The 18,513-nt window shown below is 42.8% G+C and carries 19 protein-coding genes; 10 read left to right on the top strand and 9 right to left on the bottom strand.

Going from position 1 to position 18,513, the window contains the following annotated elements:
* Window positions 1-149: 149 nt before the first annotated feature.
* The 8 genes from lepB to DBR32_RS07935 form a co-directional block, all read right to left on the bottom strand.
* Entirely contained in the window at window positions 150-1,370 is a 1,221-nt protein-coding gene (gene lepB / locus DBR32_RS15795; protein WP_124635789.1) for a signal peptidase I, read from the bottom strand.
* Window positions 1,371-1,424: 54 nt separating this feature from the next.
* Window positions 1,425-3,176, bottom strand: a complete 1,752-nt coding sequence (locus DBR32_RS07965) for a M23 family metallopeptidase (protein WP_124635788.1) — start codon at window positions 3,174-3,176, stop codon at window positions 1,425-1,427.
* Between the two features lie 177 nt (window positions 3,177-3,353).
* Window positions 3,354-3,980, bottom strand: coding sequence for a 16S rRNA (guanine(527)-N(7))-methyltransferase RsmG (rsmG, locus tag DBR32_RS07960; protein ID WP_124635787.1), 627 nt, complete (start codon window positions 3,978-3,980; stop codon window positions 3,354-3,356).
* Entirely contained in the window at window positions 3,971-5,116 is a 1,146-nt protein-coding gene (locus DBR32_RS07955; RefSeq protein ID WP_124635786.1) for a glycosyltransferase, read from the bottom strand. The genes rsmG and DBR32_RS07955 overlap by 10 nt, the downstream gene beginning before the upstream one ends.
* A 4-nt stretch (window positions 5,117-5,120) precedes the next feature.
* Window positions 5,121-6,041 carry a tRNA (adenosine(37)-N6)-dimethylallyltransferase MiaA gene (gene miaA / locus DBR32_RS07950; RefSeq protein WP_124635785.1) on the bottom strand — a complete coding sequence of 307 codons (921 nt, stop codon included), beginning with the start codon at window positions 6,039-6,041 and terminating at the stop codon, window positions 5,121-5,123.
* Window positions 6,041-6,640, bottom strand: a complete 600-nt coding sequence (locus tag DBR32_RS07945) for a hypothetical protein (protein ID WP_124635784.1) — start codon at window positions 6,638-6,640, stop codon at window positions 6,041-6,043. The genes miaA and DBR32_RS07945 overlap by 1 nt, the downstream gene beginning before the upstream one ends.
* Before the next feature lie 68 nt (window positions 6,641-6,708).
* Window positions 6,709-7,473, bottom strand: a complete 765-nt coding sequence (locus DBR32_RS07940; protein ID WP_124635783.1) for a tRNA pseudouridine(38-40) synthase TruA — start codon at window positions 7,471-7,473, stop codon at window positions 6,709-6,711.
* A 3-nt stretch (window positions 7,474-7,476) separates the two neighbouring features.
* Window positions 7,477-7,800 carry a DUF3817 domain-containing protein gene (locus DBR32_RS07935; protein ID WP_124635782.1) on the bottom strand — a complete coding sequence of 108 codons (324 nt, stop codon included), beginning with the start codon at window positions 7,798-7,800 and terminating at the stop codon, window positions 7,477-7,479.
* A gap of 113 nt (window positions 7,801-7,913) precedes the next feature.
* Here DBR32_RS07935 and DBR32_RS07930 point away from each other — a divergent pair, with 113 nt between their 5' ends.
* Window positions 7,914-8,915 (top strand): NAD(P)H-dependent glycerol-3-phosphate dehydrogenase, encoded by a 1,002-nt coding sequence (locus DBR32_RS07930; protein ID WP_124635781.1) that lies wholly within the window; start codon window positions 7,914-7,916, stop codon window positions 8,913-8,915.
* Window positions 8,916-9,007: 92 nt separating this feature from the next.
* Here the strand turns inward: DBR32_RS07930 and DBR32_RS07925 are convergent, their stop codons facing one another.
* Window positions 9,008-10,498: an amino acid permease gene (locus DBR32_RS07925; protein ID WP_199724417.1), complete on the bottom strand. Its 1,491-nt coding sequence runs from the start codon at window positions 10,496-10,498 to the stop codon at window positions 9,008-9,010.
* A 92-nt stretch (window positions 10,499-10,590) separates the two neighbouring features.
* Here DBR32_RS07925 and dapF point away from each other — a divergent pair, with 92 nt between their 5' ends.
* The 9 genes from dapF (at window position 10,591) to purE (ending at window position 17,925) form a co-directional block, all read left to right on the top strand.
* Entirely contained in the window at window positions 10,591-11,367 is a 777-nt protein-coding gene (gene dapF, locus DBR32_RS07920; protein ID WP_124635780.1) for a diaminopimelate epimerase, read from the top strand.
* A 20-nt stretch (window positions 11,368-11,387) separates the two neighbouring features.
* Complete coding sequence (locus DBR32_RS07915) at window positions 11,388-11,792, top strand: EVE domain-containing protein (protein ID WP_124635779.1); 405 nt, start codon at window positions 11,388-11,390, stop codon at window positions 11,790-11,792.
* Window positions 11,793-11,806: 14 nt separating this feature from the next.
* On the top strand, window positions 11,807-12,379 hold the full coding sequence (locus DBR32_RS07910) for a Crp/Fnr family transcriptional regulator (RefSeq protein WP_124635778.1): 573 nt from the start codon (window positions 11,807-11,809) through the stop codon (window positions 12,377-12,379).
* Window positions 12,380-12,453: 74 nt separating this feature from the next.
* The gene (locus DBR32_RS07905; RefSeq protein ID WP_124635777.1) at window positions 12,454-12,894 is read left to right on the top strand and encodes an SRPBCC domain-containing protein; all 441 of its coding nucleotides are present in this window, start codon (window positions 12,454-12,456) and stop codon (window positions 12,892-12,894) included.
* A gap of 88 nt (window positions 12,895-12,982) precedes the next feature.
* Complete coding sequence (locus tag DBR32_RS07900) at window positions 12,983-13,858, top strand: pirin family protein (protein WP_124635776.1); 876 nt, start codon at window positions 12,983-12,985, stop codon at window positions 13,856-13,858.
* Window positions 13,859-14,014: 156 nt separating this feature from the next.
* Window positions 14,015-14,635 carry a DUF4377 domain-containing protein gene (locus DBR32_RS07895; RefSeq protein WP_124635775.1) on the top strand — a complete coding sequence of 207 codons (621 nt, stop codon included), beginning with the start codon at window positions 14,015-14,017 and terminating at the stop codon, window positions 14,633-14,635.
* 158 nt (window positions 14,636-14,793) lie between these two features.
* Complete coding sequence (gene ffh, locus DBR32_RS07890; protein ID WP_124635774.1) at window positions 14,794-16,185, top strand: signal recognition particle protein; 1,392 nt, start codon at window positions 14,794-14,796, stop codon at window positions 16,183-16,185.
* Between the two features lie 83 nt (window positions 16,186-16,268).
* Entirely contained in the window at window positions 16,269-17,408 is a 1,140-nt protein-coding gene (locus tag DBR32_RS07885; protein ID WP_124635773.1) for a 5-(carboxyamino)imidazole ribonucleotide synthase, read from the top strand.
* A 4-nt stretch (window positions 17,409-17,412) separates the two neighbouring features.
* Window positions 17,413-17,925: a 5-(carboxyamino)imidazole ribonucleotide mutase gene (purE, locus tag DBR32_RS07880; protein ID WP_124635772.1), complete on the top strand. Its 513-nt coding sequence runs from the start codon at window positions 17,413-17,415 to the stop codon at window positions 17,923-17,925.
* Window positions 17,926-18,513: the final 588 nt, after the last annotated feature.

Raw genomic sequence — 18,513 nt, 5'->3', positions numbered from 1 at the left:
TCAAATAAGCATGTCCCTCTCAAAATAATTATGCGGCAATCTGCTAAGCGGTTCAAATATGGAGTCCCATCTATTTTCGCGCATCAGGCATAAAACGAGAGCAGCCCTTGATATAAGGGCTGCTCTCGTTTTATAAAAATTATGTTTCTTTAGTTTTCCAGGTTGCCAACAGTTCTAAAAATCCTGCCCCAGCGCATTCCTTTGCTGTTATAGACATTACCATCTCCGTTACCATAACTCAACCATACAAAGGATGCCTTACCTACAATATGATCTTCAGGTACAAATCCCCAAAAGCGGGAATCCGCAGAACCATGGCGGTTATCGCCCATCATCCAGTAGTAATCCATCTTGAATGTGTAAGCAGTAATTGCCTTTCCATCCATAAAGAACTGGTTATCCTTCTCGACAAAGCCAGGGTTATTTTCATATACGCGGATGATTCTTCGGTACAGAGCAATATTTTGCGGATTCAACTGCACTGTCGTTCCTTTTGCAGGTACGATCATGCTGCCATAATTATCCTGGTTCCATTTAAAATTTGCCGTATCAAAAGGGAATGTCCAGTAATCCACCGGTCCCGGGTTGCCCGCAGGAATCAGGGAAAACGGTTTTACATCGGTAACACCCGCCACCTTTTTCACTTTATCCACTGCAGAATACTCCATATCGTACACGGCTTCTTTATTTTGTGTATACCCTTTAAACACAATAAAGTTTTCCTCCATAAAGTCGGCTGATAATTGTGCCGTTCCGCCTACTAAATAGTCAATGCGCTGATGCGGATGCAAATCCGCTATTTTATCATTGATGTACAATACGCCTTCTTTAATCTCAACTTTATCGCCCGGGATACCTACGCATCTTTTGATATAATTTTCTTTTTTATCGACCGGCCGGGTAATGATGGTTTTGGTATTCCAAACCTGTTCCCTGCCCTGTACCCTTACATATTGGTAATAATCCTGCGCCGGATCTTCCAGTACAACCGTGTCATTATTCGGGAAGTTAAACACAACAATATCATTACGTTTTACTTTTCCGAAACCAGGCAAGCGATGGTAGCCCCATTTAACGGCCTCGCTATAGGATTTACCACCAAATATAGGCATGGTATTATGTACTAAAGGCACCGACAAAGGGGTGTTGGGTAAACGCGCTCCATAAGCCATTTTACTGACGAATAAATAATCATTTACTTTAAGCGTTCCTTCCATAGACCCGGTGGGAATGGTATAGGCTTCTATAAAGAACATCCGGATAATGGTTGCGGCTACGATAGCAAATACGGCAGCATCAAGCCATTCCCGCCATATAGGTTTCTTTGGTTTATTCGGATCTTTTTTCTTTTTCCAGAAAGCTAATTTCATAATGTCTTAAACGATATGGGTGAAATTAATATTTTAAATTAAACGTTAATATAATTATCGGGGCACAATCCAGCCCATAGGATTGGTATTGGAAATAGAGCCATTATCACCTACTTTCCATACTTCAAAGTGCACTACATTGTCGCCTTCATCATTTTTACCGGCAAAACCTACTGTTTGTCTGGTCGTCAATTTGGTGCCCACACTTACGGTAGCACTGGACAACTTGCTGTATACCGTATAGTATTGACCATGGCTAACCAATACGGTGACGCCCATACCCGGCACAGAGAAAATCTTGGTGACAACACCGGAGAATACGACCTTCACCGGTGCACTGGCACTGGTACCGATATCAATACCGGAGTTACTGAGGGTAACACTTTTCTCTATCGGGTGTTGATAATTACCATAAGGCGCAACAATCAATCCACGGTCTACAGGCCAGGGTAATCCACCTTTATTGGCTGCAAAGTTATTGGACAAAGCCTGTACGTCAGGCGTCAATATATTTTTATAAGAAATACTTTCCGGATTGGTCTTCACCACAGGAGGCGTACTCGTTGCGGAGGAAGGTGTGGTCGGGGTTTTATTGATCGTAACCACAGTACCGCCCGATTTGTATTGCGTGGCCTGTTGTGCGGCGGCCTGGCGTTGTTTTTCCAAATCTTCAGCTACCTTTTTCTGGCGCGTCAGTTCCTTCTGGCGTTCTTCTTCTTTCTTACGGTCAATCTCTTTATTACGCTCTTCATTACGTTTGCGTTGCTCTTCTCGGGCTTGTGCATCCGCAATACGCTTTTCTTCTGCTGCGGCGGCTTCTCTACGTTTTTTAGCGTCTTCAATATCCTTAAGGCGTTGGCGTTCGGCATCATCGGCTGCTTTCTTACGGGCAAGCTCCGCTTGTCTGGCAAAATCAGCGGCACGCTTTTGTTCTTCCTCTACCGCTTTTTGCCTGTTCAACTCCGTCATGCGCTGGGCTTCTTCCGCTCTGCGACGGGTTTCCTCAGCCGCTTTGGCTTTGGCTTCTGCCAGGGCTCTTTGACGGGCTTCTTCTAAAGCCAAGCGACGCGCTTCTTCTATTTCTTTTTGAATTTGAATTTTAATCGCACTTTCCAGTTGTGCGGCGGCTTTTTTATTTTTCGCAATCTGGCTCGACAAATCGGTAACCTGGCCTTTTAATTCCTGTGCTACTTTTTGCGTTTCATCCGCATCAGCCTGAATGGCAGATTTATGTTCTTGCTCTGCAGCCAGCAATTCTCCCCTCTGTAGTTTTTTATTGTTCAGAAAACCTACTTTTTGTTTTAAGGTTCCCTGTATCTCGCGAATTTTATTGGCTTGTATGGTGCGGTACTGGCGGTACTTTTTCATGTACTCCATTCGGCGCATCATATCATTAAACGTATTGGCAGAGAACACAAATAACATCAGGTTTTGAGACTCCTGATGCTTGTAGGCATAGCGTACCGAACGGGCATAATCGGTTCTGAATTTGCTCAATTGCGCATTTAAAACCGTAATATCCGTATTGGTGGTACGGATGTCGGTAGAGATATTGGTCAACTCTAAATTAATATTATTGATCAGTTGCTGACGCAGTTCTAATTTATGATTTAACGCTTTTAACTCGGTAAGGGTTACATTCTGACTTGCCTTCGCTTCGTTCAGGAGTGCCTGAGCATCTTTTATTTCCTGAAGTATCGCTTCTCTTTTTGACTGCAGATCGGTCCTGGTTACATTTTTCTGTGCCCACACCGGAGCAGCAAATAATGTAACGAGTAAAAGGGTTCCTACTATCTTATTGAGCATCAAAAAAGCTGGGTTTATTTTTGTATGTAAGTGGCAAAAATAGGTTTTTCAACCGATTAATGCTAATGATACGGCCGAAAATTGAAACGAAAACCGTTAAGATATCCGAAAACAAAAAACAGGATATTTCCTTATGTTGTCTGCGGCTACAATCGGTATATACATACCAAAGCAAGTTTATTTCTTACCTACCCAAACGACAAATTTTTCCTCAAAGCCTTCATTAGGAAATATATTTTCCATCTCCCAAAGAGAGGGACGCACATCACTGTCTACAATTTCCTGGTTCAGGTCTCCGCCTTTTAAACAAATCAGTCCGTTAGCGAGTTCTGTAGACTTATCTTTCTTGATGATCGGCTTTGCCCATTCCCAAAGTGTTTTAAGGGGAGCCACTGCACGGGACACTACAAAATCAAAATCCTTCTCGGGAATATTTTCGATACGGGAATGTACTGCTGTTACATTTTTCAAGCCTATGGCCGCGGCCACTTCCTGTACTACTTTAATTTTTTTTCCGATAGAATCGACCAGCAAAAATTCCACTTCGGGATAAAAAATAGCCAAGGGAATGCCGGGAAAACCACCACCGGTACCGATATCGACCACACGCATCCCCGGATTAAAAGGACAAATCGTGGTTATGGCCAAAGAGTGTAAGACATGTTTGGTATATAACTGGTCAATATCCTTTCTGGAGATGACATTTATCTTTTCGTTCCATTCTTTATATAAATCCCCTAAGGCGGCAAATTGGCCTAACTGTGTTTCCGAAAAATCGTCAAAATATTTTAAAACTACTTCCATTGTTGTTTGTTTTTCCAAAAAATAAACGGCGACAACACCATGTTGTATATCATCCAGAGGATGTCACCGGTAAGATAAAATGATATTATGTTTTTTTCATCCAAAGCGCGATACCATTTACGGGCATTATAGCCATACAACAGTATCCTGCCCAGCATCAAAAGTAAAACAATGATTTTAATTTGCAGCGTAAAGGCTGCGATCAATAAGTATAGTCCCGTAATCCAGTATAAAAAAGCAGACAAGGCATATAAGCCAAGCGCCGTTTTTATTTTTTCCGGATAATATTTTCCCGAAGAGACGTGACGGGTCTTTTGTTTCCACCATGCGGCCCAGGAAGTATGGACTTCCGAAACCGTTTTTGCTTCCGGTTGTGATACAACCAGGGTATTCTCTTTATGGGCAAGATAGGCAACAATCAGATCATCGTCTCCGGATGGGGTTTGTTTAAACTTTTGAGCAAAATCCTCATCATTGTCCAGGGTCCGGAGTACGGCTTCCCGCTCATACAGCAGGTTACGGCCTACGCCCATATAGGGTAAACCCAGTTTGGCCCAGGAACTGTATTGCTGAAAGGTATGGACGGTCTCCCAACGGATAAATTTGTTTAATAAACCGGGGACTTGCTGATAAGCACCATAAGCCAGGACAAAATATGCTTGTTCGGGATTTTTATTTTTAGCCTGCTGGTAGTGGCCGGCCATGATGCGTATCCAATCGGAGCTGGCAGGGACACAATCGGCATCGGTCAGCAATACAATAGGATAAGTACAATGCTGCAGCCCCTTGTAAAGGGCATTCTTTTTACCCGGAAATTTTTTCTCTTCTGCTTCCTTCAGGCTGTGGATGCGTAGCTGCGGATACTGCTGCTGTAACTCCTGAAGCACTTGTTGCGTGGCATCAGTAGAACCATCATCCACTACCAGTACTTCAAAAGCAGTTGCGGGATAATGCTGACCGAGTATTTTGGGTAAATGTTTTTTGAAATTAGCGGCTTCATTCTTACCGCAGATGAGTACGCTTACCTTTGGCAAATCTGCATCTTCCGGGCATATCAATGGCTTTTCGGGTTTATACTGATAGATAAACCCGAATAAATATTGTAATAAGACGACACATAGAAAAGCGTAAAACATCGGCTTATTGTTGTTGTTCTTGTTGGATATAGTCCAGGATAGCAATTAAATCGTCTGGCCTAAACCATTTGAATTCCGGATCTTTTCGAAACCAGGTCAGTTGCCGTTTCGCATAGTTGCGGGAATGCTGTTTTACTTTAACTAATGCATCAGCAATACGCGCCTCCGACAGGGGCCATTCTCCCATTTCGTAAAACTCTTTGTAACCTACCGTTTGCAGGTTCTTTAGTTCCCGGTAAGGGTATAAGGCAGTTATTTCTGCCATCAGCCCTTGCTCCATCATGATATCTACCCGGCGATCTATACGTTCATACAGCGTTTCGCGAGGCAGATCCAATGCAATTTTAATGATTTTAAAAGGCCGTTTTTTCACTACGCCGCTCCGATAGTTCATGATGGATACGCCGTTGGTTTCCATAAACGCTAAAGCCCGTATGAGCCTGCTATGGTTTTGCTGCTCTGCCTGTGCAAAAAAAGCCGGGTCTTTTGCGGCTATCGCTTCCTGAAGCCAGGCCAAGCCTTGCTCTTCATATGATTTTTGTATCTGTTGTTCGATGGCTTTATCTACTGCAGGCATCTCATCGATTCCTTCACACAGGGCTTTTATATATAAACCCGTGCCACCACAGAGCACCGCAACATCCTGAAGGGAAAATATCGCCTCGCAATACGCTAAAGCTTCACGCTCATAAGTACCTGCATTGAGCGCCTCCTCAATAGAATGGCTATTGATAAAATAATGTGGCACCGCTAAAAGCTCTTCCGGGCTTGGTTTAGCGGTGCCTATAGTCATTTCTTGGTAACATTGCCGGGAGTCGGCCGAAATAATCGCGGTCTTAAAATGTTGTGCGACCGCAATACTTAAGGCTGTTTTACCCACAGCAGTAGGTCCTGCAATAACGATAAGTGTTTTTGCAGCCTTCATTAAAACTGTTCTCCTTCCTCATTATATTCTGATCCGAAGCTTTCTTCATCTGAACTGCTGTCGTCCGAATCATCATTGCCATCTTCCTCTCCTTCGCTTCCGTAACCTTCGTCCATTTCTTCTTTACCCAGGTCATACTTCTCTTCCATCTCTACCATACGATTTTCTGCCAAAGACTTCGCACCCGTCAATGCCGGGGCAATGCCTTCTTTATAGAAACAATGCGGGTAGTTCGTTTTGGCATTCTCTTCTTTGTCAATGCCGATCAGTTCCACAAAGAAAGACCAGTTTTTTACAGGATCAAATTCGTAAATAAATTTCTTATCCGGATTGTCAATCAGGGCAGAAACAGGTGTTTTCAGCATCGATAAAGCCGGAGCATCTTTTTTGTTGACCAATACCTCGGAGGAGATAGCCCTGCCTTTTATATGCTTTTCATTACTTTCATAAAACACGGCACTGGCAGTCTTTTTTTCAAATTCAAATGCAGTTAATATCGCTTCATGAAATTGCAAAAAAGATTGTCCATTGGTCAATGCAATACTACGATTAATGTTGTCATCATCAATCCAGGAAACTTTAAATTTAAAAACAGGCATAAAGCAATATTTCTGAGAATTATTTATTGATAAAGCGACAAAGATACTAAAATTCGTGGTTTCAGGTCTTATATGCGGTGGTTGCTGATATTGATCAGGGTATCTTCCGGAAAGTTAACGGCTTCAAGGTATAAACCGTTGCCCGTCACACTGAAATCAGCACGGCAACAGTCTTTCGATTCAATAATGGATTTGAATAATGCTACCGATCCCGGCTGTTTATTCACTTTGATCTGCGTACCCACCAAAGCACGTACCATTCCTCTTAAAAAGCGATTGGCTTCTACAACATAATGTAGTTCATCGTCGTTCTCTTCCCAATAAGATTGAAAAATAGTACACTTAAACGTAAAGGTCTGCGTGTTGCGTTTTGAAAAAGTTTCAAAATCGAGGTATTCTTTCAAAACGGCAGCCGTTTCGTTGAGTGTCGCCACATCCAGGGGATAAGGATGAAACAGCGCCCTACCCTGCTTAAACGGATTTTTTGCTTTGTATATTTTGTAGCGGTATCTCCGGCTGAGGGCATCAAAACGCGCATTCATTTCCGGATTTTTCGCTTCATACAGATTCACCACCGCTATTTTCAGCGGCAGTAAAGCATTTAGTTTGTACACCGTATGCGGATGTAATTCCCCCTCGTAATCAAAATGGTAAAAATTGCCCAAAGCATGTACCCCTTCATCGGTACGGCTTGCACCGAAACTCTCTATCGGCACCCTTAATAAGGTACTTAAGGCTTTATTTACTGCATATTGCACTGTAGGCAGGTCGCCCTGTAATTGGGAGCCGTGAAAAGACAATCCGTCATAACTGACTTCTAAAAAATAACGCATAGTTTAGTTTACCGCCAAACGATTGATCTCTTTTTTCACTTGTTTATCTACCCAGAAAGTGCCCAATGGCAGGAAAGATAAAATGAAATATAAAGCAGATTTACCAATTTTCCAGGAGTATTGTGTCCAACATTGAATCAACAATAAAGTATAGAGTACAAATAAGACCCCATGTGCCATACCAATATTTTTCACTAATGCTTTGCCCATTTCGACATCTCCGATGATGTCATATTTCATGAGCATAGCCAGTAATAATAAGATAAAAGAAATCCCTTCCAGAATGGCTACCCAGCCAAAACGCACTAATGCTTTTTTGTCTTTCATGTTATATTTTTTTGATCCGCAAAGATAAGGCTCAATTTTGGTATTCGGCTCTGAGAATTGCAAAGCAAGGGGAAAACTTTTATCTTTGTCCCGACAACAACAATACAGGGTACATGATAGGGGTAATCGGCAATGGGAGCTGGGCTACGGCTTTAGCAAAATTATTAACGGAAAATCAACACACAATCTCCTGGTGGATGCGCAGTGAAGCAGCGGTACAACACCTGATCGAAAAGGGACATAATGAGCAATACCTCTCTTCTGTCGTTTTTGACCGAAGCCTTATCCACCCTACTACAGACCTTGATTTCATGATCCAGGAATGTGATATTCTGGTGATGTGTATTCCATCGGCCTATATGCTGGATATCTTACAACAGATACCCAAAGACGGATTCAAAAACAAAAAAATCATCTCTGCCATTAAAGGCGTTTTACCAGAGCAACACCAATTGTTGCAGGAATACCTGATTGATCATTTCGATATGGACATCAATCAGTATTTTGCCATCACAGGCCCTTGTCACGCGGAAGAGGTAGCGCAGGAAAGACTTTCCTACCTCACTTTTTCAGGAACGATTGCTGCCGAAAGCCTGCAGATCGCCTCTTTATTCGAAACCCCTTATTTGCGCACCACGACCAATAATGATCTTTGGGGCAGTCAATATGCAGCTGTTTTGAAAAATATCTATGCGGTCGGCTCAGGTATTGCGCATGGTTTAGGCTATGGTGATAATTTCCTGAGTGTTTATATTACGAACTGTTACCGCGAAATGTACCGGTTCCTCTCCCTGCATTTCCAACAAAAAAGCCTGGAGGAACCCACACCCGATTTTCATACCAGTGCCTATTTGGGCGACCTTTTGGTTACTTGTTATTCTCCACACAGCCGCAACCGTACTTTTGGCGCTTTATTAGGCAAAGGGTATTCGGTGAGCGCCGCAAAGGCCGAAATGAATATGGTTGCAGAGGGGTATTATGCTTCTGTCGGTATGAAGACGGTGATTGACGCCATCGGAATCGACATGCCTATAATGAAACACATCTACGGCATGCTTTGGGAACAAAAATCTTGTAATACTACCTTTAAGCAGATAGAGCATTTATTGTGCTGATCCGGACAAAAACAAACTGATATAACATGACAAAGCCTGCGCATATGCGCAGGCTTTGTTATGTTATATCAGTTAAATAAGAGAAATGAATATTATTTTTTCTTGTTCAACTTACTATTTTTCAAACCATAAGTAAAGTAAATCACCAGGCCCAGCGCCAACCAAATGGCCAAACGCTCCCAGCTTTCTACCGGCAAACCGGCCATCAATACCAAACAAACAATTACGCCTAAAATAGGCAATACAGGTACAAATGGTGTTTTAAATCCTCTTGGCGCATCCGGGTTTGTTTTACGCATCACGATCACGCCGATACACACCAATACAAAGGCAAACAAAGTACCGATACTCACCATATGTCCCAGATCAGATACCGGAATAAAACCGGCAAAGATGCTTACGAAGATCATGAATACGATATTTGTTTTCCAGGGTGTTCTGTTTTTAGCATGCAGATCACTAAACATTTTGGGTAATAAACCATCGACACTCATGCTATAAAACACACGGCTTTGCCCCATCAGCATTACCAACATTACAGAGGTATAACCGGCAATAATAGCCATAGTCAGGAAGGAATTAAGGAAGGTATAACCTGTATGTGCAAAGGCCGTTGTTACCGGGCTTGCATCTCCTTTAAAATTCATATAATTTTCCAATCCGGTCAGGACATAAGAGAACAACACATACAAAATGGTACAAACAACAAGCGATCCAATAATCCCAATCGGCATTCCTTTTTGCGGGTTTTTCGCTTCCTGTGCGGCCGTACTCACGGCATCAAAACCAATAAAGGCAAAGAATACCACACCGGCACCACGCAAAATACCACTGATCCCGTAATGGCCGAAATAGTCGCTGGAGAAGAAGTTAAAAAAGCTCATTTCTCCCGATTTCACCATTTCTTCCCCAACATTAGCAGGTACGAAAGGCGTATGGTTAGCGCTATTGATAAAGCCCCAGCCTAAGGCAATAAAGATGATTACAACCGTTACTTTCAGAATAACCAATATATTGTTCAGCGAAGCCGATTCTTTGGTGCCCCGAATCAAAAGCAGGGACAATAAGCATACAATAACTATTGCCGGAAGATTGATCATGCCCCCCATATTTACGCCATTGAGTTCATCCCAGGGGCCATGCAGGAGATAATTGGGCAGATCGATCCCCACAGAATGGAGAAACTTATTGACGTATTGCGACCAGCTGACGGCGACCGTGGCGGCGCCCAGCGCATATTCGAGTACTAAATCCCAACCGATTATCCAGGCGACAAGCTCACCCATTGTTGCGTAAGAATAAGTATAGGCGCTACCCGCTACCGGAATCATGGAGGCAAATTCTGCATAACATAAGCCGGCAAAACCACAACCGATGGCTGCTGCAATAAAGGAATATACTACCGCAGGACCTGCATTATCGGCAGAAGCAATACCGGTTAAAGAAAACAATCCTGCTCCGATAATCGCGCCAATTCCTAAAGCAACCAAAGCACCGGAACCTAAGGTTTTTTTCAACCCCTTTTCCGACTCATTGGCCTCCGCAACCAATTGGCTTAATTGTTTCTTAATAAAAATACCCATATGTGTTTCGTTTACAATTTAACCCCCAAACCTATATGTTTTTTTTCAAAAAGACAACATTTCCCGTGTTTAAATCCCCTAAATTTGCAGCAATGACCCTCCATTTTTATAAATACCAAGGTGCCGGAAACGATTTTGTGATCCTGGACAACCGGAACCAAACTTATGCCTTAACAAGGGCACAGATCAATTTTCTATGTGACCGGCGATTTGGCATTGGTGCCGATGGCCTGATGCTTCTGGAACAAGCAGATGGCTATGATTTCAAAATGGTCTATTATAATGCCGATGGCAATGAGAGTAGCATGTGTGGCAATGGTGGCAGGTGTATTACTGCTTTTGCGCGACAAATCGGCATTGGCGAGACAGAACACTTTTTTATCGCGGTAGACGGGGCACATAAAGCATTTATCAAAGCAGACGGACAGGTATCCTTGCAAATGCAGGATATTGACCATATTGAATTTGGTGCCGCAGAAACGATCCTGAACACCGGCTCTCCGCATTATGTCTCTTTTCAACAAGACATTGACCAAATAAATGTATATGCAGAAGGAAAGCGCATCCGTAATCAGGAACGCTTCCAGCCAAAAGGGATTAATGTGAATTTTGTAGCCGTTGTTCCTGAAGGGTTGACAATCCGAACGTACGAGCGTGGTGTAGAAGACGAAACCCTTGCCTGTGGCACAGGCGTTACGGCCGCTGCCATTGCCTCTGTATGTGGCCAAACCGGCCATTTTGAGGTGGCTGTTGCCGCCAAAGGAGGAAAGCTGCAAGTCAGCTTCGACAAAACAGATAAAACCACCGTGCGCAATGTATGGCTTACGGGGCCAGCAAAGATGGTATTTGAAGGAAACATTACTATATAAAGAAAGCAAAAAGAGATATCATGAATTATTGGCTCGTAAAATCGGAACCCTTTAAATATAGCTGGGCGCAATTTGTACAGGACGGGGAAACATTTTGGGATGGTGTGCGTAACTACCAGGCTCGCAATAACCTTAAAACCATGAAAAAAGGGGATAAGGTCTTGTTTTACCATAGCAATGAAGGCATGGCTGTTGTAGGCAATGCCACTGTGGCAAAGGAAGCATACCAGGACCCCACAACAGAAGATGAACGTTGGGTTGTGGTAAACCTAAAAGCCGGCAAGCCTTTTAAAACAGCGGTCACCTTAAAGGAAATGAAGGAACAGCCCGGTCTGCAGGAGCTGTCGCTGATTCGCCAGGGGCGTCTCTCCGTATGTGACTTAAAAAAGGAAGAGTATGAGCTCATCGTGAATCTAGGAAAATAAATATCCCAAATTTCATGACACCTTTAGTACAATACTTGGAATCTCATTTTGACATTACTGCGCCCGATGATTTGCAACAGATCAGCGGGCTTTTTAAAACCGTGACTTTGAAGAAAGGCGACTATTGGCTCAAGACGGACCAATATTGCCGCCAGTTGAGCTTTGTAAAATCGGGTTTATTAAGGATCTACCGCAGCGTGGAGGATAAAGAAGTCACACAATGGATTTCCGCAGAAGGAAGCTTCCTCACCGACTTATCAGGTTTCCTGTTTCAGACCCCCTCCCGATGGAACATACAGGCACTAACTGAGGTAAGCTTATATACCATTAGCCAGACCGATTATCAAAAGCTGGGCACACTGGTCGAAAAGTGGCATACATTGGAGAAACAGTTTATTGCCAAATGTTTCACGATGTTGGAAAACCGGATGTTCCAGCACCTGTCTATGAGTGCAGAAGAACGGTATATCAGCTTTTTTGAACAACATAAAGCCTTATTTCACCAGGTACCGCTCCAGTATATTGCTTCCATGCTGGGTATGACCCCGGAAACATTTAGCCGCATCCGGAAAAAACAAATGCTTTAAATTTCTTGATTTTTGTCAAGCAACCTCTTCTTTGTATCCCTGAACTTTGTGCTATAATTATAAACACATCCTTTATGGCCACAACAATCAGCACAAAGATCACAATCAAGACCCGTCCGGAACGCATATGGGAGATACTCACCGATCTTGACCGCTATTCTAAATGGAATCCCTTTATCCGGTCTATACAAGGCATCTTAAATCCGGGACAACACATCAAGGTACACATCCTTCCGCCCGACAGTAAAGGCATGCATTTCCGCCCAAAAATAACGGCTGTAGTGCCCAATCAATTATTGTCCTGGCTGGGCACTTTATGGTTGGGTGGCCTTTTCGACGGCGCGCATCGTTTTGAGCTGACCGACAACCGCGACGGCAGTACCACCTTTGTACACAGTGAAACCTTCAAAGGCATACTGGTCCCTTTCCTAAAAGGGCAATTAAAACAAACAGAAAAAGGATTTGAGCTGATGAACCAGGCACTAAAAGAAAGAGCAGAATCTTCGGAAACATAAGCCCTCCTATACTTCTTATCATAGATCAATGGTTCTGCCTGCCCCGAGATTGTACTTTTGTGTTATCAAAATAATCAAACGCAAATTAATGGATAGGAAAGATTTCATCAGAAAGGGTTTATTCGGAACGGGTATCTTTATGGCTACCGGAAGTTTCGCAAATATCATCAAAAACGACATTGATGAATTAAAGGAATTAGAACCTATGGGTTTTAACCATCTGCCCTATCCAGAAACCATAAAAACAAATCATATGATCATACATAAAGCAAGTACCCGGGGACATGCCAATCACGGTTGGCTTAATTCATTCCACAGTTTTAGTTTTGCAGGCTATTATAATCCCGAACGCATGCATTTCGGTGCCCTGCGCGTGTTAAATGATGACACCGTAGCCGCAGGAAATGGTTTCGGCACCCACCCGCATGATAATATGGAAATCATTTCAATACCGCTTGAGGGCGATTTGGAACATAAAGACAGTATGGGCAATGTATCCGTTATCCGCAAAGGAGATATACAGGTTATGAGTGCCGGTACCGGCATTCAGCATAGTGAATATAATAAGAATAAAGACCAGGAAACCAAGTTTCTACAGATATGGCTATTCCCGAACAAAGAGAACGTAACACCACGATATGATCAACTGAGCCTGAATCCGCAAGACCGGCATAATAAACTACAGCAGGTATTGTCTCCAAATGCCGATGATGAGGGCGTATGGGCACACCAGGATGCCTGGTTTCATATGGGCACTTTTGAACAAGGCAAAACAGCGGACTACACGCTCCGGAAAAAAGGTAATGGTATCTATGCCTTTATCTTGAAGGGTGCTTTTACCCTTAACGGACAAGCCTTAGACACGAGAGATGGTATGGGCATTTGGGACACCGACCAGTTGAGTATTACCGCGCAATCTTCCGATGCAGAAATCCTGCTCATGGAAGTCCCGATGGTGGTATAAGAATAGATAAAAAAACCACAAAAGCCCCGTCATGACGGGGCTTTTGCATGGAATGAGATAGATATATTGAATGATCAGAAAGAAGCTAAGTAAGTACAAAAGTGATGTTTTATATTATTTATCATATCTTTATATATAACCAATAAATCGACAAACATGACAAAAAATATCATTACACTATTTGCAGTAGCAAGCCTGGGACTTTTTTCTTGCGGCACAAGCGAGGATAAAAAAGCGGAAGTCATCAGCAAACCGGAAGCAGTAGCCGCAGACCAAATCGTAACCAGTACCGCAATCGACAAAAATGGCAAGCGTCTGGAAATGACTTTTAACAATACAAAAGACATTGCTTTAGTGGCCTTAAACGGCGAAAAAATTGAGTTGTCAGGACAAAAGCCTGCATCGGGCATTCTATATAAAAATAACAATTACGAACTGAGCGGAAAAGGAGCACAGGTTGCGCTCAAAAAAGACGGAAAGGTCATTTTTGAATCGGTATCCAGTATTATATATGGAGAAAAGCACCTGTTTGTCGCTGCAGAAACCCAAAACTGCAGTGCCGGGGTGATGAAAAAAGATTGTTTGCAAGTCAAATATGATAAAGATCAAAAAAACTGGGAACTTTTTTACGATACCATCGAGGGCTTCCAATATGAAAAAGGATATAATTATGAGCTAATTGTATTGGATGAGCGTGTAGACAATCCTCCTGCAGATGGGTCGAGCATAAAATACCGCCTGATCAAAGAGGTTTCTAAAACAAAAGCGACAAAATAAATATTGCCGGAAATCCGGAATATTATGTCACAGCCCGTTTTCTGTTGTACAGCAAACGGGCTATTTTTTGATCAGACGCCCCATTCTTAAAATCTACAATAGCATTTCGGGAATTAAATTAAAAAAATTAACTTTGCAGTCTTAATTTTTGTACAAAAATGTTTGATAATCTCAGTGAAAGGTTAGACTCTGCCTTTAAGCAACTTAAAGGGGAAGGTAGAATTACCGAAATTAACGTCGCCACAACGATTAAAGAAATACGTCGCGCACTTGTAGATGCCGATGTGAACTATAAAATTGCGAAAGAATTTACCGACAGGGTAAAGGATAAAGCCTTAGGCGATAAAGTACTGACAGCCGTATCTCCTGGTCAGCTGATGGTAAAGATCGTAAAAGACGAATTAGCCGACCTTATGGGCGGCGATGCAGTAGAACTGGATCTGTCGGGTAAGCCAACAGTTATTCTGATCGCTGGTTTGCAAGGTTCGGGTAAAACCACCTTCTCCGGAAAACTGGCGAACTACCTGAATAGCAAAAAACACAAAAAACCTTTGTTAGTAGCGGCCGATATTTATCGTCCTGCGGCAATCAATCAATTACAGATCTTAGGAGAGCAGATCAAAGTACCGGTGTACAGCGATCCGGAAAACAAAGATGCGGTAAGCATTGCCCTGGCTGCTATTGCCAAAGCAAAACAAGATGGCAACCAGGTAGTCATTATCGATACTGCAGGCCGTTTAGCGGTTGATGAAGTCATGATGACCGAAGTGGCCAATATTAAAAAGGCAGTAAATCCACAAGAGATTTTATTCGTAGTGGATTCTATGACGGGACAGGATGCCGTGAATACGGCAAAAGCCTTTAATGAGCGCCTGGACTTTACCGGTGTGGTGCTGACCAAATTGGATGGGGACACCCGCGGTGGTGCTGCTTTATCGATCAAGTATACGGTAGAGAAGCCTATCAAGTTTGTGAGCATGGGTGAGAAACTCGATACCCTTGATGTCTTCTACCCTGAGCGTATGGCACAGCGTATTTTGGGCATGGGTGATATCATCTCCCTCGTAGAGCGTGCACAAGATCAGTTTGACGAAGAACAAGCAAAGAAAATAGAGAAAAAAATCAGGGCCAATAAATTTGACTTTGACGATTTTAAAACCCAGCTGATGCAAATCAAGAAAATGGGTAGCATCAAAGATCTGCTGGCCATGATTCCGGGTGTAGGTAAAGCGATTAAAGATATCGACATCAGTGACGATGCTTTTAAAGGTATTGAAGCAATGATCGATTCTATGACGGCTGCTGAAAGAGCGAATCCGGATCTCATCAATCCTTCCAGAAGAAACCGTATTGCAAAAGGTGCCGGAAAAGATGTAGCCGAGATGAATGCTTTTATGAAACAATTTGATCAGATGCGTCAGATGATGAAGCAAATGAATAAATTTAAAGGAATGCCGGGTATGGGTGGTATGAATCCCCTGGGCGGTGGCGGAGCCGGAATGGGTATGCCTCCGGGTGGCATGCCAAATAATCTTTTTGGAAAGAAATAAAATCATCCCAATATATTATCAAAAGTCAAAATAGAAACGCAGGTTAAATTTTGGCTTTTGTTTTTTCATTGAACAATCTATTTATGTCAAAACAAATTACCGATGTAAGCATTGGCCTATTGGGCGGCGGACAGCTCGGCAGAATGCTGCTCCAGGAAGCGCTGAACTGGAACCTGAATATTGCAATTCTGGAACCTTCAAAAGATGCACCCTGCGCTCATTTAGTACCCGATTTCACAACGGGCGATTTCAAAGATTATGATACTGTATACCAGTTTGGCAAGGACAAAGACATCATCACCATAGAGTTTGAAGATGTGAATAGCGATGCCCTGGCACAATTGGAAAAAGAAGGGGTACAGGTCTTTCCACAACCTTCTGTATTAAAAATCATACAAGACAAGGGGCTACAAAAACAATTCTATCAAGACCATAATATCCCTACTGCACCATTTGCCTTAGTCGCTCAAAAAAGCGAGATTGCCGGCTGTGGTATTGCCCTGCCTTTTTTCCAGAAACTCAGAACCTCGGGCTATGATGGCTATGGGGTAAAGAAAATAGCTACAGAGGCCGATTTAGCCACTAGCTTTGATCAGCCCGCTGTTATTGAAGCGATGGCCGATATGGAAAAAGAGCTGTCTGTGATTGTATCCCGCAACAGCAAAGGCGAAACAGCGGCTTTTCCGGTAGTAGAGATGGAATTCAACCCGGAAAGCAATATGGTGCAATACCTGTTTGCACCGGCACAAATCGACGAAAATATTGCTACACAAGCGACCGAACTGGCGCTCACCGTGATTACAAAGTTAAATATGGTGGGTATCCTTGCCGTAGAAATGTTCTACAACAAAGATGGCAGCATTTGGGTAAATGAGGTTGCGCCTCGTCCGCACAATAGCGGCCATCATACCATAGAAGCGAATCTTTGCTCCCAGTATGAACAACACTTACGCGCCATCTTAAACCTGACACCCGGCAATACCGATGCCCTGCATTATGGGGCCATGGTAAATCTGCTAGGAGAGAAGGGCTATGAGGGCACACCGGTCTATGAAGGCATAGAGGAGGTTCTATCTACCACCGGTGCTTTTGTACATCTGTATGGAAAAGCCAAAACCAAATCGTTCCGTAAAATGGGACATATTACGGTTGTAGGCTCAGAGGCACAAGCGGTAAAAGACAAAGCAAATAAAATATTAGCAACCATAAAAGTAAAAGCATAAATATATGACACCAAGAGTAGGCATCATCATGGGCAGTAAAAGCGATTTGCCGGTAATGCAGGAAGCGGCAGCCTTCTTAGAAGAAATGGAAATCCCTTTTGAGATCACCGTTGTTTCAGCACACCGTACCCCTGAGCGCATGTTCGACTATGCAAAAAATGCAGCCGGCCGTGGGATACAAACGATTATTGCCGGTGCCGGTGGTGCCGCACACTTACCCGGAATGGTGGCTTCCATGACTACCCTACCCGTTATCGGCGTACCGGTAAAGTCGAGTAATTCTATAGATGGATGGGATTCTATTCTGTCTATCCTGCAAATGCCGAGTGGTATTCCGGTTGCTACCGTAGCTTTAAATGGTGCCAAGAACGCCGGTATCTTAGCCGCAAAAATTTTAGGTGCTGCAGATAAGGGCATCGCCGATAAATTACAGGTTTTCCAGAATGGATTGACGGAAAAGGTAATGGATACGCTTAAGGACTTTGACGCACTACCCTTTACTTTTCAGGTAAAATAAAACCCTTTACATCCGTCATTTATCTGCACACATTTTAACCTTAAAGGCATAGCAGTACATGGCTTCTAAATGTTAGGGGATAAACCAGAATAGATACATTTGAATATAAAGCTTAGTATTAGGCTAAACTATAAATACAAATGACCACCATACTGGTGGTCATTTGTATTTATAGAAGTTTGTATAAAATAAAGAGCTCTTAAAAAAGAGCCCTCTCGCTATAGTCATACTATTGCCTATGAAAAAATACAATACATTTACAAGAAACAAATAAATGGCATATTTAAACATCGGCAAGGTTAATTAATGTTAATTTTCATTTTTGTGAAATAATATTTATTGCGTATCCGCTTTTAGGAAACAGGGCTTACCTTATTCTTTTGGTTTCTATTTTTAGCGATTGTCACTTATAGCTATTGCTACCTTTTGCCTTGATGCAAAAGGTACCGCCAAAAAATCAAGGCTTTATAAATCCCTGGCTAAAAATCAATGTGTCGGTCGGTCGCAAACCAAACTCGCTGCGCTCAGACAATTGTTTGCGCCTTTATCGACCGAGCCAGTGATTTTTCTTAATGCCGGATTTATAAG

The sequence above is a fragment of the Taibaiella sp. KBW10 genome (assembly GCF_003852495.1).
In the GTDB taxonomy this organism is placed as follows: domain Bacteria; phylum Bacteroidota; class Bacteroidia; order Chitinophagales; family Chitinophagaceae; genus Edaphocola.
This window is presented reverse-complemented; position numbering and strand designations above follow the sequence as displayed.